Source organism: Phocaeicola intestinalis, assembly GCF_014837065.1.
In the GTDB taxonomy this organism is placed as follows: Bacteria; Bacteroidota; Bacteroidia; order Bacteroidales; family Bacteroidaceae; genus Phocaeicola; species Phocaeicola intestinalis.
In genome coordinates, this window is the sequence record NZ_JACSPP010000001.1 from 74,057 (window position 1) to 89,122 (window position 15,066).

11 protein-coding genes are annotated in these 15,066 nt (G+C 44.0%); all 11 read right to left on the reverse strand.

The features are described 5' to 3' along the window. Window positions 1-12 precede the first annotated feature (12 nt). The 11 genes from H9625_RS00295 to H9625_RS00345 all read right to left on the reverse strand — a co-directional run bounded on the left by H9625_RS00295 (window position 13) and on the right by H9625_RS00345 (window position 14,813). Window positions 13-2,880, reverse strand: coding sequence for a SusC/RagA family TonB-linked outer membrane protein (locus H9625_RS00295; RefSeq protein ID WP_191762740.1), 2,868 nt, complete (start codon window positions 2,878-2,880; stop codon window positions 13-15). Between the two features lie 37 nt (window positions 2,881-2,917). Continuing rightward, window positions 2,918-4,921, reverse strand: a complete 2,004-nt coding sequence (locus H9625_RS00300) for a RagB/SusD family nutrient uptake outer membrane protein (RefSeq protein WP_022040371.1) — start codon at window positions 4,919-4,921, stop codon at window positions 2,918-2,920. Between the two features lie 22 nt (window positions 4,922-4,943). Continuing rightward, complete coding sequence (locus H9625_RS00305; RefSeq protein ID WP_191762693.1) at window positions 4,944-8,102, reverse strand: SusC/RagA family TonB-linked outer membrane protein; 3,159 nt, start codon at window positions 8,100-8,102, stop codon at window positions 4,944-4,946. A gap of 474 nt (window positions 8,103-8,576) precedes the next feature. Beyond that, window positions 8,577-9,068 carry a 2-amino-4-hydroxy-6-hydroxymethyldihydropteridine diphosphokinase gene (gene folK / locus H9625_RS00310; protein WP_087248399.1) on the reverse strand — a complete coding sequence of 164 codons (492 nt, stop codon included), beginning with the start codon at window positions 9,066-9,068 and terminating at the stop codon, window positions 8,577-8,579. A gap of 11 nt (window positions 9,069-9,079) precedes the next feature. After that, window positions 9,080-10,135 (reverse strand): tRNA preQ1(34) S-adenosylmethionine ribosyltransferase-isomerase QueA, encoded by a 1,056-nt coding sequence (gene queA, locus H9625_RS00315; RefSeq protein ID WP_022040374.1) that lies wholly within the window; start codon window positions 10,133-10,135, stop codon window positions 9,080-9,082. Window positions 10,136-10,282: 147 nt separating this feature from the next. Next, window positions 10,283-10,981, reverse strand: a complete 699-nt coding sequence (truB, locus tag H9625_RS00320; RefSeq protein WP_022040375.1) for a tRNA pseudouridine(55) synthase TruB — start codon at window positions 10,979-10,981, stop codon at window positions 10,283-10,285. Further along, the gene (locus tag H9625_RS00325; RefSeq protein ID WP_022040376.1) at window positions 10,981-11,838 is read right to left on the reverse strand and encodes an undecaprenyl-diphosphate phosphatase; all 858 of its coding nucleotides are present in this window, start codon (window positions 11,836-11,838) and stop codon (window positions 10,981-10,983) included. The genes truB and H9625_RS00325 overlap by 1 nt, the downstream gene beginning before the upstream one ends. A 200-nt stretch (window positions 11,839-12,038) precedes the next feature. Continuing rightward, a complete protein-coding gene (locus H9625_RS00330) occupies window positions 12,039-12,263 on the reverse strand; it encodes a DUF3098 domain-containing protein (RefSeq protein WP_087211202.1) in 225 nt (74 codons plus the stop codon). Between the two features lie 107 nt (window positions 12,264-12,370). Beyond that, window positions 12,371-13,240: a cell division protein FtsX gene (locus tag H9625_RS00335; RefSeq protein WP_191762694.1), complete on the reverse strand. Its 870-nt coding sequence runs from the start codon at window positions 13,238-13,240 to the stop codon at window positions 12,371-12,373. Beyond that, window positions 13,237-14,142, reverse strand: coding sequence for a class I SAM-dependent methyltransferase (locus tag H9625_RS00340; protein WP_022040379.1), 906 nt, complete (start codon window positions 14,140-14,142; stop codon window positions 13,237-13,239). The genes H9625_RS00335 and H9625_RS00340 overlap by 4 nt, the downstream gene beginning before the upstream one ends. Before the next feature lie 239 nt (window positions 14,143-14,381). Continuing rightward, entirely contained in the window at window positions 14,382-14,813 is a 432-nt protein-coding gene (locus tag H9625_RS00345) for a hypothetical protein (protein WP_191762695.1), read from the reverse strand. Window positions 14,814-15,066 lie beyond the last annotated feature (253 nt).

Here is a 15,066-nt window from a genome sequence, read left to right on the forward strand (position 1 = left end):
CCTTTTTATAAATTAGAAACCGATTGACAAACCAATCACGGCACTACGCGTCAACGGTGCAGTGGCTCCGTATGCTTCCGGATCGGCAATCTTGATTTTATCAAAGCAGAGCAAGTCGATTCCCCGTACATAGAGTTTGGCTTTGCTCAATACATGGGTCTTCTTCATCCACTTTTCCGGGAAATTATAATACAGTTCTACCGAACGCAGCTTCAGGAACGAACGGTCTTCCAGCCATACGGTATTGGTCTGGTAGTTGTTAGCATTGCTTTCTGAGCTTAGACGCGGATACAAAGCATCCGGATTCTCCGGTGTCCAACGGTTTTCGTATGCATGTTCAGAAATCGTTGTGTTATTGATTAACGGCCAGTACAAGCTGGTAGTATTCAATACAGCCGAATAACGTCCTGTTCCTTGGAACATGGCATCGAAGCCCAATCCTTTCCATTCAGCTCCCAAGTGGAACGAATAGTAGATTTCGGGCGCAGTGGTGCTGTAACCGATAGCTACTTTATCGTTATCATCAATAATGCCATCATTGTTCACATCTTTATACTTGATGTCACCCGGACGCAGAGTTGTACCGAAATTCTGTGCCGGACTGTTGGCTATATCTGCCTCATCCTTAAAGAAACCGATGGCCTGCAAACCGTAAGTCTGCTTTACCGGATTGCCGGTCTGAATCAGGTTGTCATACAATCGCGGTTCTTCCAGTTGCTCGATAATTTTGTTCTTTGCCAACATAAAGTTACCGCCGATATTGAACTTGAAGTCACCGATCTTCTTCGTATAATTGGCACCGATTTCTACGCCCCAACTATCTACGATACCCCCGTTTTCATACGGAGCTGTAAAGCCCAATATCGATGAATATTTACCGCTGGAACTAACCCAGATATCCGAACGGCGTTCGTAATAGGTATCGAAGGTCAAATCAAGACCTTTGAACAGGCTGGCATCAATACCAAAGTTGTATTTATAAGCTTTCTCGTGTGTAGAGTTCAGCGAAGCCAGACGTCCTAACACCCAACTGGTCGTACCTTGCGAGTAGTTGGTATCGAACGGATAGAAACTACCACCCCCATAAGTCTGTTCCCAGTAATTGGTTACATCTGAACCGTCTTCTTGCGGCAGACGGTCGGCATTGATGATACCAAATGATGCACGTACTTTCAGAAAATCAATCCAGGATTGGTTTTGCATGAAATTTTCTTTTGAAACAACCCATGCCGCACCGACAGTAGGAGAAAAAGCCCATTTATGTCCCGGAGCCAGCTTGTTCGAAGCAGAGCCTACCAAAGTCAAATCAAAGAAATAACGGTCTTTCAATCCGTAATGTGTATACCAAGATACGTTCTGGCGATACCAAGTCTGGTCTATACCTTTCGTATTACGGTATTCGTAATCCCAACGCAATTGGCTGTAGATTTTGTTCGCTTCGTTAATAGTCTTATTATAATATAAGGTACCGGCAAAATTAAATACTCGTGTAAAGGCTGTAATTTTCGAGCCTTCACCCAGTGCACTTTCTTTACCATCGGTATAACGGGTCAGCTCGCCCGGTTCACCGTCTACCCACGAAGAAACTGCATCACTTCCATAAATGAATGTTTTCGAATAGTCTTCGTAATACAAAGCATAGTTGTCATAACCCAACATCAAGCTGGCACCCAATCCCGGTGTGATAGCAGATAAATCCTGGTCTAAAGTCATATCGGCATACAAGGTACGTTCGTGGAATTTGGTGTATCCTGCATCCTGTGATACGGCAACCGGGTTCATTGTGCCTGCCCATGTAGAGCTACCACCCCAAGTTCCGTCTTCTAATTGTGCCGGATAAGCAGCCGAAGGAAGTTTATAAATCATACTGCCCCAAAGGTCGGCACTGGTATTACTACTCGTATTACCACCCGGCGCACGGGTTTCCGACAAAACACCTACCAAATTCAGTTTCAGTTTGGTACTCGAAGTCAAATCAATATCCAAATTGGTACGCAGATTAGCACGCGAATATTCATCTTGTGTAGAATAACCGTCATTCATATACGGATTGGCTATAAAACCTTTATTGGTAGTCAGATTTCCCATAGCGTAGTAACGAAAACGTTCGGACCCACCTCGGAAACTGATATTGTAAATGTTAGTAGAAGCCACATCGCGGAATGTTTCACCTATCCAATCCACATTCGGATACAGATAGGGATACTTTCCTGAACGGAAAGCATTCAATTCGTCTGCCGAATAACGGGCAGAAAGTCCGTCATTTGCCAGCGCCTCGTTGATGGCATTGGCGTATGTATAACTGTCGGCAAACTTTGGCCGGCGTGCTTGCCATTCGAATCCATGGTCGTACGAGAATTTCACTTCACGCGTATTGTATTGTCCTCGCTTGGTGGTGATATTGACTACACCGTTAATGCCTTTGTAACCATAAATAGCCACGGCAGAAGCGTCTTTCAATACTGTTACCGATTCTACTTCTTCAGGAGTAATATCGGTAATGTCACGCTCGATGCCATCTACCAATACCAACGGAGTAGTAGACGAAAGTGTCTGCAAGCCACGTACAAAGAAAGTTGGTTCATAATTGGCGTATGTACCTGTCCCTTGCAACGTCATCAGACCTGTACCGTAACCAAAAAGTGAATTTCCAATATTTTTGGCACTCCGTTTGTTAAACTCTTCATTGTAAACAGTAGAGACCGATGACGTGGATTCCTCCAGACGCTGTGCGGTACGATAGCCGATCTCTACCACTTGGTCAGCATATTTTTCCGGTTTCCCCGGCGAAGCGATGCTGTCTGTTGTTTCCTGCGCGTAGCCCGGCATTGTGCAAAGGGCAAACAGTGCAGCAGGTATGATTAGTTTATCTTTTCTTATCATAAGTCGAATTACTTTTTAATAATTGTGTTTCGCATTACCATCCTGGGTTTTGAATCAAGCCATACCCTTTGTTCACTTCTGTCAACGGGAAAGGTGATAAATACCATTTTGCATCAAAACCATTTGTCCACCAGTAACGTACCGGATTGGATAATTCATACTTCTCATATTCAAAATGTGTAGGATAAGGTTGTGTTTTATCACCATTATACCATCCTTCTCCGGCAAATTCACCCGTACGGGAAATACGCAAGCCATGCAATTGTTTTTCGAAAATATCCGCACGTTTATAACGAATCAAATCAAAGAAACGGGTGTCTTCCATACCCAGTTCGCAAGCACGTTCGCGGAGGATTTCTTCCAACAAGGCATCTTTATTGCCAGTCAGGTTCTTATCCGGATTGCATTCTGCCAGTCCTTTCATTCCCACACGGGCACGTACAATGTCTACTTGTGCTATGGCATCTGCCAAACGATTGTTCTGGCACAATGCTTCTGCATATGTCAAATACATGTCAGACAGGCGTAAAACGACCCATTGTGTATAATGACGAAGCATATCCGGTCCCATCAGATATTTTATCGGTGCATATCCCGTAGCAAAAGAACCGGTTTGATTATCTGGCTCTTGTTGCGCATCGTAACCGCCAACCCAAGCCTCGAAACTACGTCCCGACATATTGCCGGTCGTCCAGTCAAGCGCAGTAGGCTGCCCGTTTACAATGGCTTCTTCATACAAACGTGGGTCACGTGTTAGGACGATGTTACTTTTTCCATCTTCACCTCCATTCGGAGAACCGGTCATGAACATCTCGTCCAAACGCCCTTCTGCAGCGGTCTTGTCCCAATCAAAGGGTGTACCGTCTGCCCATGGGAACATTTCCACATACTCTTGTGTAGGAGTATATCCACGGCGAATCCCATTTCGGCTTGCATCGGTTGTACCAAGTGGATCACCCCACTGATGCCAAATATAATTACCCGACTTAAAGGCATCATACCCAAACTGTCTGGTACTCATAAGTATCTCAGGACTATCCAATTCCGCATAAGAAGTACGATAAGCCAAGCGGTAGTCCTCCGGACGAGTTCCTTTAGACTGTACCAACGAATACCCTCCATTAGCGTTCAGTTCATTGAAAAACTCTTCACAAGCTTGCAGGCACTGTGTCCACAGTTCAGCCTTATAGCCGCCATACCAAACCAAGTGTTGTGCTTCTGCTTCCGAAGAACCGCCAGCATATGCTACATCATCATTAAAAAGCGGAGAAGCAGCAAATTGCAGGATACGACATTTCAATGCCATTGCAGCTGCGCGATTCCAACGACCGGCATTAGTTTGTGGATTATCTACTGTCCAAGGCAACACTTCTTTCGCTTCATCAAGCAATTTAATCATAAAATTAACGGTTTCTTCTACCGTTGCACGAGGCAAATCATAGCTGGCATCCGTACCGCTAAAAGAATGGTCAATAATAGGCAGACCTCCATAATGACGGAACGTATCAAAATAACGCGAAGCGATGATACACTTTGCCTGTGCTACAATGGATGCCTTTTCAGATTCTTCCATTCCAGGCACACGGTCGATGTTTTCTATGATTAAATAACCATAACGAACAGCTTGCCATACGCGGTTTTTCAAATAATCCCATTTATCTGAACGCTGACCATAATTTGACGTATGCGTTCCATAATAATAGCTGTTTACAATACCACTTGACAAATAAGTATAAATATAACAGTCCGTCAATGCTTCAGGCTTACCGACATAAGGATTGGAAGATTCACAAGGATAAGCATCGCTCGATGAATTACGGAACGGAAGACCATAATACTGAAAGGTATATAATGTATTCAAAAATTGTCTCACGTATTCCGGGCTATTGAATACTGTATCGCTGGTCACATCACCACCTGGTGCTTTCTCCAAGAAAGCACTTCCGAACTTGATATCATCCACACATGATGTGGAGACAACTGAAGTCAGAGTCAGTCCTGCGGCAACAGCGAAAAACCATTTATGTTGTTTCTTCATGATTTTATCTTTTTATTAAGGGTTAAAAACCAAGTTTCAAGCTCAGCGAAAAAGTACGAGTTAACGGATAAGTCGGCTGGTTGCTGGCTCTTGATTCCGGGTCACCCCACTTATACGGAGTAAAGGTCAGCAGGTTGTATCCGCTGAATGCCAGTTGGCAAGTGCTCAGCTTTAGCCGTTCCATCAAAGGGAAATGGAAATTATAAGCAATCTGCAGGTTCTTCAGACGCAGATATTTGGCATCCTTTTCCCATAGATTTGAATCCTGATAGTTGTTCGAATCACCATTATCGAAAGTAGCACGCGGATATTCGGCATCCGGATCCGGGTTTGCCGTTGTCCATGTATTTTCTACTTGAGCTACCAACAAACCTCCCTGATTGGCATTGTTGCGGTCGGTAAACGGCTTACGGAAAATACTTGAGATGCTGCGGCTTACGTTCCAGGCACCCGTCCATTGCATGGAGAAATCAAAGTTCTTCCAGCTAAATCCGAGATTTAGACCTGCCATGTATTCGGGGTCATCGGTATAGCCTAAATCACGCGTCTTGTCATCAGGGGTAATCGCACCATCCCCATCCAAGTCTACATATACACAGTCACCATTCTTCAACTCTACCAATTGGGTCGGCATTTCTGTTCCAAACACTTCCCGGTAATGAGCCGGAGTGGTATTCTCATCGTAGTATTCGAAGAATTGGTATTGCAAGCGCGAACCGATACGGTGTCCTTTTGAATATTGATATTCTTGGTTCAACGGAGCTTCCTTGCGTTCAATAATCTTGTTTTGATTGTACATCAGGTTCAAGTTGACAAAATAACGGAAATCATCGCCAATGCGGTCATTCCATTTTAAAGAAATTTCCCAACCCCAGCTGTCTACTTTACCAAGATTTGCCATCGGCAAAGTGAAACCCAATACCGAAGGAGCCGTACCGTCGCTCAGCAAGATATTGGTTCGTTTCTCCTTATAATAATCGAAACTACCTTGCAAACGGTCGTTTAAGAAATACATATCTACACCATAGTTCTGTTTCAACGATTTTTCCCAAGTTACATCAGGATTATTTTTGGCTGCCTCATACGCACCTGGACTTACTGTTGCATTATTAATACCAAAAAGATAACTATAACCACCATTTAAATTCGATGCTGTTGTATTATTTACGTAATATGGGTCGGCTGTGTACATGAAACGGCTACCACCAATCTTATCGTTACCTACCAGACCAATGGTGTATCTCAGTTTCATAAAACCGATAAACGGTTTGATGGGTTTCCAGAACTTTTCTTCACTGACAACCCATCCGAAAGAACCTGCCGGGAAAGTACCGAAACGTTTGTCTGGAGCAAAGTTTTCCGAACCGTTGTAACCGATATTGAACTCAGCCATATAACGGCTTTTCCAGTCATAGGTAGCACGTCCTACCAAACCTACATAGCCTTGTGGAATAGATGAGAACTCAGTCGGATAATATGTCTTCGATTGGTTGTACAGTGCCAAAGCTGTCACGTGGTGATTACCAAACGTACGGTCATAATTGAAAGCAGCTTCCATATACCAGTTACGTGACTTCGCAGGGTCGACATCTTGGTATTTCAATTGCGAATTTGTACCGCTTTTCTTATATACAATGGTACCATCGTCTTGCAAAACCGGTGTATAAGTTGCTATACTTGCCGTAGCGCGTGTATACGATGTAAAACCACTGTTGTAAGAACCTTTGACTCTAAAGCTCAATCCTTTGGTAATGAAATCCAGTTTTTGGCTTAATTGCAAATCGGCATTCAATGTATTGTTGCTGGTCTGCATAAAACCTGCGCCATAATATGCCATACCTGTACCTCCGGTAAACGGCAATCCATATTCGGTGGTAGTATATACCAACTTGTCATCTACCAATCCCGGACTAGAGAACGGAGTTGCATAATACATCTCCAATAGCATACCGGCACTTCCTTGTCCCGTATAAGGTTTCCAGGCGTTGTTTACGTTTCCAGCAATGTTCATTGATACGGTGGTTGTCTTGGTTACATCGATATCCAGATTCGAACGGTAGTTGAAACGTTTGTACTGATACGAAAGGTCGTAAGGCAAATCAAAACCGTTAAACAGACCTCCTTGTGTATAGGCACCTGCTGATACGAAATAACGGATACGGTCGGTACCTCCCGAAATATTTACATTATGCTGGGTCTGCAACGTCATGTCCTTCAAACAGTAATCTACCCAGTTTGTGTTCGGGAAGCGGATCGGATCACTTCCTGTACGGAATTTCTCGATTACATCCGGTTGGAACATCAGTTGGTCTTCTGTATATTCGAGATGGTCATTCAGCTGCATCTGATTATAAAAGGTAGCATACTGGTATGAATTAGCCAACTCAAGTGTCTTAGTCGGCGCAATGATACTTGCCGAGGTAGAGAATGAAATCTTCGCTTTTCCTTCTTTACCACGTTTGGTAGTAATCAATACGACACCATTGGCACCACGCACACCGAATACCGCTGTAGCCGAAGCGTCTTTCAAGATGGTGATGCTTTCGATTTCGTTCGGGTCGATGTCGTTCATACTACGCTCTACACCATCCACCTGGATTAACGGTGCTGAGTTTTCCCATGTAGCCTGACCACGAACGAAGATGCTGGCAGCATCGTCACCCGGTTCACCTGAGTATTGCACGGTGGTTAAACCGGCAAGTTGTCCAGACAACATATTCGATACAGAACCGGTGGGCGACTTAAGCAAGTCATCACCTTTCACGCTGGAGATAGCACCTGTCACGGTCACTTTCTTCTGTGTACCATACGCTACGACCTCCACTTCACCCAACATCTGTGAGTCATCTTCCATTGTTACCCGCATTCCTTCTTTAGCCACCACTGTTACAGTAGTATAACCGATAAAAGAAATTTGCAGTTTAGTACCCGGTTTTACATTCAACTGAAATTTACCATCAAGGTCGGTTATTGTACCGGTTGTAGTTCCTTCTACAACTACACTTGCTCCAATCACTGGTTCTCCTTTACTATCGTATACAGAACCTGTAATCGTACCCTGCTGTTGGGAAGCAGTCGCAGCACGAAGAGATTGGAAGCCTAAGGCCGGAGATACAGCCGTTACTGTACACAAAAGTGCAAACGGCAAGATCCCCTTTTCTAGAAACTTTTTCTTTCTCATGTTATTAAGGTTTGATTAGTGTTGTGATTAAGATTATATTAAACAAAGGTATTGCCTTTCAAGGCCCGGCAATCATCACTTTACATATCCATTTTTTATATGTTGTTTTCATCTGTTTCTTATCTTTATTAACAAAAGATTTATAAGACGCAAAGAACCACAAAAAAGGTGAATTTTAAAATGGAAAATCGTGTATAATAATGGAAATTTTTATCTATCTTACTTGGGAAAGGAGAAAAAATGCAGTTCTTATCACGATTCTTCCCTAAAAAGGGAAAAAAGGCTTTTTTATAAGTTTTTTATCCGATAAAATAAGCTATTGGGAAAAACATGCCTTAGGTTGTCATTTCAAGGTTAAATAAAGTTATCCTTTCTTCTATTACTGTAGCAAAAATATTTTATAAATGCCTGCCATCAGCCAATCCAACCGCGTTGAAAACGCAATAGTACTGCATTCGCCAATACAGTATATATTCATTTTTCAGGGGTATGTATTGACTGTTGGCAGACATTTAGAAACAGTTCTCCCAATGTCTTTCGCAATACCGGATGCAATGTTTCACTGGCTATCTCCACCAAAGGTTTCATAACGAACTCACGTTCGGTCATTAAGGGATGTGGCAGGACCAGTTCTGGTGTATACAAGATTACATCATCGTATAACAGCAGGTCTATATCAATCAAACGGTCATGATACACTCCTCCGACCGATTTTTGGGTACGCCCCAATGTGCGTTCGATTTCTTGGGTCCGATACAAGACTTCCATTGGAGGTAAAATGGTTTCCACACATGCCGCTGCATTTAGAAATTTATGTTCGGAAGCGAACCCCCATGGAGCAGTTTCATAAAAAGAAGATAGGGAAATCACTTTCCCTATCTCGTCATTTATCAGTCTGGTAGCAGTACGTAGATTGGTTGCTTTGTCTCCCAAATTCGTACCCAGTCCCAAATAGACATTTGCCATCCTTTATCGAATTACTTGTTCAATATCAGCATCGCATCGCCATAAGTGCCGAAACGATAATCTTCTTTCAACGCTTCTTGATAAGCATCCATTACCAGCTCATATCCTCCATACGAACATACCAGCATCAGCATGGTAGACAAAGGCATGTGGAAATTGGTCACCATTGCATCGGGCAATACGAAATCGTAGGGCGGGAAAATGAACTTGTTGGTCCAACCCTCATATTCTTTGAGATGTCCGTCTGTGCCTGTAGCCGTTTCGATGGCCCGCATCACGCTGGTACCTACCGCGCATACCTTGTGTCCGCTATCCTTTGCTTCATTTACAATACGGCAAGCCTCGGATTTGATGAACATTTGTTCCGAATCCATCTTGTGCTTGGTCAGGTCTTCCACATCAATGTCGCGAAAACATCCCAATCCGCAGTGCATGGTAATAAATGCCAAGTTGATACCTTTGATTTCCATACGTTTCATCAGCTCGCGGCTGAAGTGGAGTCCTGCAGCTGGTACGGTTACAGCCCCTTCATACTTGGCATAGATGGTTTGAAAACGTTCGGTGTCTTCCGGTTCTGCCGGACGACGGATAAAAGGAGGAAGAGGCGGCTCGCCCAATGCATAGAGAGCCTTCTTAAATTCATCATGCGGACCATCATAAAGGAAACGAAGGGTTCGTCCACGTGACGTGGTATTGTCTATTACCTCGGCCACCATTGAATCATCATCGCCGAAATACAACTTATTTCCGATACGTATTTTACGTGCAGGATCCACCAGTACGTCCCATAGGCGGAGTTCTTCGTTCAATTCGCGCAACAAAAAGACTTCAATGCGCGCCCCTGTCTTTTCCTTGTTTCCATACAAACGGGCAGGGAATACTTTCGTGTCGTTAAAAATGAATGCATCCTGATCATCAAAATAGTTCAGGATGTCCTTGAATATAACATGTTCTATCTGACCAGTAGACTTGTGTACTACCATCAGCCGGGACTCGTCTCTGTACTTCACCGGATGCAAAGCAATCTTTTCTTCCGGTAACTTGAATTTGAATTGTGACAGTTTCATCTTCTTCTCCTTTCCTTATATTATTATTCCAGATACCAAGCGGCTTTGTTGAACGGGTACAAGCTTTCAGATATTTTCAGCTCCTTTAACCGGTAAGGAGCTATATTCCCATCCTATTCGAACATTCCGCCAACCAGGTACTTAAACTTAGTCAACTATTACATCCTGCTGGTTCAGCCAGCTTTCAAAATCTTCTACTTTCATACAATTTTCCAAGGTCACTTCACCCACGCGAGTACGACACAACGCAGTCAGGTGTGCCCCACTGTGTAATGCTTCCCCGATGTCGCGTGCCAATGCGCGGATATATGTACCTTTGCTACAGACCACGCGTATCTTTATTTCGGGTAGTGCACATTCCAGCAATTCAATCTCATCGATAACCAACGTCTTGGGCTTCAGTTGTACTTCATCACCTTTACGCGCCAGTTCGTAAGCACGCTTCCCATCTACCTTGCATGCAGAAAATGCCGGAGGCACCTGCTCTATAGCACCCACAAAGCGCTGCAATGTTTCTTCCACCAACTCACGGGTAATGTGTCCGGTAGGATACGTGGCGTCTATCTCTTTTTCCAAATCATACGACGGCGTGGTGGCTCCCAACTGTAGGGTCGCCACATATTCTTTCGTATGGTATTGGAATTCTTCGATACGCTTTGTTGCTTTTCCTGTACAGACAATCATCACCCCAGTTGCCAAGGGGTCGAGTGTCCCGGCATGTCCCACTTTTATTTTTTTCACTCCCAGCTTGCGGCTGACGTGATACCTTATTTTATTGACAAGCGCAAACGATGTCCATCGGTACGGCTTATCAAAATACAACACCTCTCCTTCTTTAAAGTTCATCAAGCAAGTTCCAAATTATATCCTAAAGCTGTCATTATCAAAATTACTCCTCCCACAATGATACGATACCATCCGAAAGCTGCAAATCCGTATTTCGTCACAAAGCTGATGAAGAACTTGATGGCGAGCATTGCTACGACAAATGCGACTACATTGCCTACAATCAGCGCCTCCATATTTGCCGTGATGATTTCTGTACCACCGTCCATAAACAGTTTCAGCATCTTGTAGACCGTGGCGGCAAACATGGTAGGTACGGCAAGAAAGAAAGAAAACTCGGCAGCAGCCTTACGGGTAAGCTTCTGTGCCATACCGCCTACAATGGTGGCCATCGAACGCGATACGCCCGGAATCATTGAAATGCACTGGAACAGTCCGATACAAAAAGCACGTTTCTCGGTCAGTTCAGTCGTTTCGCTTCCATTTCCGAACAATTTGTCGCAAAACAACATAAACACGCCTCCTACAATCAACATTACCGCAACCACAATCACACTTTCCAGCATAGCATCGATCATATCACTGAACAACAGACCTAATACAGCTGCAGGAATGAAGGCAACCAACAATTTCCAATAAAAATCGTACTTATGCAGGAAACGTTTCAGCGTTGAAGCTCCTTCGGGAGCCGGTTTATGATTCAGACGGAAAAAACGTTTCCAATACAAACATACCACCGAAAGAATAGCTCCAAACTGGATGATAAACGTAAATGCTTTCACAAATTCGGTACTCTCTACCCCCAGCACATTTTGTGCTATAATCATATGCCCTGTCGATGAGACAGGTAAAAACTCGGTCAACCCTTCAACAATCGCTATTATGATTGTTTGCAATAAATTCAAATCTCCTTCCATTATTTATTGATAATTTGACAATCAGCTATTTATTATTTATGCCTATCAGGAGTTAAAAAGGGAGTTAGAAACAGTTATCGCCCGCCAGGCGGACTGGAAATTAAAGTGATAACTCCTGTGAAACATAACTGCTTTTAATTCCTGATTCACATTATATTTAGTTGTCTATTTGCAAATAGCAAGCCGAAGTAGTAACAAACTTATCCTTTCGGTTTGCGCAATATACCATAAATCATTGCGATAAATCCTATAAAGCAAACTACCGGTGCCACCTTGATACGTCGCGCACTGAAAATGTCCGGTTCGAATGTAGTTTCGGTAGAACCCGGTCCTGACATCAGCAAGAAACCGATGATGATTACTACCATCCCTCCTGCCAATAACAGGAAGTTAGTCTTGTCAAAAGCAAATTTTCTTCTATCCATAATTTGTTCTTTTATAGAAATAATAAAGAAACCTGAAGAGTGGAAAAAGTTGGAGACCATTGAAAATGGCATGAAACTTACACTCTCCTTAATTTCTTTACCTTCTCCTAATTATAATATAGTTCATTGGTCTTCATCCGCAAATAACGGTTAATGGAAATCCATGCACAAAATGTCGTTATCACTACCCCGAACAAGAATACCGCCCCCATCACCACCAACATTACCCCAGGGGTTATTACCGCCAGCAAATCGGGTTCATATCGTACCAGTGCATACGCTGCTGCAACCAGTATCCCGTCGGCTATCACTCCAGCCAGGATACCTACCCATACATTACGTACCAAAAAAGGACGACGGATAAAAGCCCAGCTTGCTCCTACCAGTTTCATGGTATTGATAAGAAAACGTTTGGAATAAATGGTAAGCCTGATGGTATTGTTTATCAATGCAAATGATATCAGCGTAAGCAGGGCAGCAAGCCCTAGCAATACCACACTGATTTTACGGATGTTACGGTTGACCGCATCCAGCAGGTCTTGTGGATAATTGATTTCGATGACACCCTTTTCCGAAAGAATTTCGTCCTTTATCCAGGCAATGCTGTCCGAATTGGCATACTCCGCATTCAGCTTTACTTCGATAGAAGCCGTAAACGGATTGTAACCTAAAAACTCAGCTGGGTCGGTTCCCATAGCTTCCGATTGCTCCTGCAATGCCTGTTTCTTTGAAATATAATCGGTTTGCTTTACGTAAGGCTTGGTGTTCAGCCTGTTCCGGAACTGTAATATGTCGGGGTCTTTCATATCATCGCTTATCAATACAGAGAAAGCTATATTCTCGCGTACATATACAGATAAGTTGTTTGCTGCCAGCACGAAGAAAACCACCGTTCCCAGCAACAACAGGACCAACATGGTGCTGATGCTGGAGGTAATGAACTGCATATCTATCAATGCTCCCGATTTTTTGCTCATGCCTTCACTTTTTTCTGAAACACATATATCATCGAACTGCTCCGTTCCTTTTTCACTAATGAAGCCAGACCGGCTTCCATTCCCTTCAGCATCCCTTTTACGAAAGGAAAACTGCTTTTCCGATACTTTTCCGAAAGCATTGATACGTAAAATGCATCAAACGGCATCGGATGACGTTCGGTCAAGATGAACCCATGCTTGGCTCCGAACTGCTGTATGACAGACGGAGCAAAATGCCACAAATGACGCGGCACATCATATGCCGCCCACATTTCCTTATAAAAACGGGCGTCAAACGAAGTTGGGTTAGGTACAGCTACAACCAGAATACCCCGGTCGCTCAGCAGGGAATAAATCCTCTCCCACGTTTCATTTAAATTCTGCAGGTGCTCCATTACGTGCCATAATGTCACCACGTCAAATGAACCGGTTTCGTATGCCGGCAAAGCTTCAGGAGCATTCACTTCCAATCCGAAATGTTCACGCGCAAAAACTCTTGCCTGCGGACTTTTCTCGATAGCCGAAACCCGCCATCCGCGTCCAGACATAAAGTGAGGAAAATACCCTGTTCCTGTGCCGATGTCAAGCAAACGCCCCCGGCTCAGTCCGCAACACCGTTTGATAAGTCGTGCCTTACGGCGCAACATGTATTGACGCACACAATGGTACAACCGGTTAGCAAGTCCCTTGCGCGTATCGGTATGCGAAATATAATCGGGCGACTCGTAATAACGTCCTATCTCACTTTCATCGGGCACATCCTGCGTGAAAAGGAATCCGCACGATGCACACCGGCAAATGTCGAACGGTTCATTTGTGGCATAGTGATCGGTACAAGTCATCACCTTCTCCAGTTGGTCTTTGCCGCATAACGGGCACGTATCTATATGCAGTCTGTTCACTTTATTCCCTAATTTGGTGCAAAATAACAAATAAATCGGGTACGAATACCTATCTGTTAAGCTTCTTTAAGGATATTGGGAAAAAGCGGAAAACATTTGTCTGGCCTACTCAGTCTGCACCGTTTTCTTCCGGCATCTTGTTTTCGGGCTTTTCGATGCCGTCTGCCGTGGCTCGTTCTTCCATAGTTGAACCGAGCCAGTACGGGACAAGTGCCCGGCATTATCCTCTTTTACAACATCTACGATGCTTTCGTGCCTTTCCGCTTTTCCTTTCGCAACACGAAGCCTATCCATGCGATGCCCAATCCGACCGCACTGAAGAACCCGTGCAAGCAGCCTTCATGTACGGGGAAACGTACCTCACGCACATATTCCGGATTGTAAAGCAAGGCAATCTCCCCTCCTTCGCGTATGCCGAACGTCAGATAGACTTCCTTTGAGGTGTACATCTCGCCGAACTCCACCGTTTCGTAGCACACGTCGACACGATGTTCCCACCGCATCTTGCGGTACTTGTACACCCGTTCCGACTCTATCCGTTCCACTACTCCGCGGGCAGGATTCCAGTCTTTCACTATCATGCCCAGCGAAATGAAGCCGCCTATTCCCAGCGCCAGCATCACAAAGCCGATAAGGAAACAGGCTACGTAAGCCATATCATGAGATTTCATAAAGCCTCTTGTTCGTTTACATTCACGAGGGTAAATATAAACAAAAGTACACACATAAGCAAACATGTGCATAAAGATATTGTCAAAATACCAACAACCTGCCAATCCCTTTCCGCACAAGACTATACACATCCGGCAAGGCAAGCAGTTATTTCAAGCATTTTAACTGGTAAAAACTATAGTTTCACCATGATAAAACTGCCGTTTTAACCTGTTAAAACTCCCTGAAACTACAGCTTCCTTATGCAACACA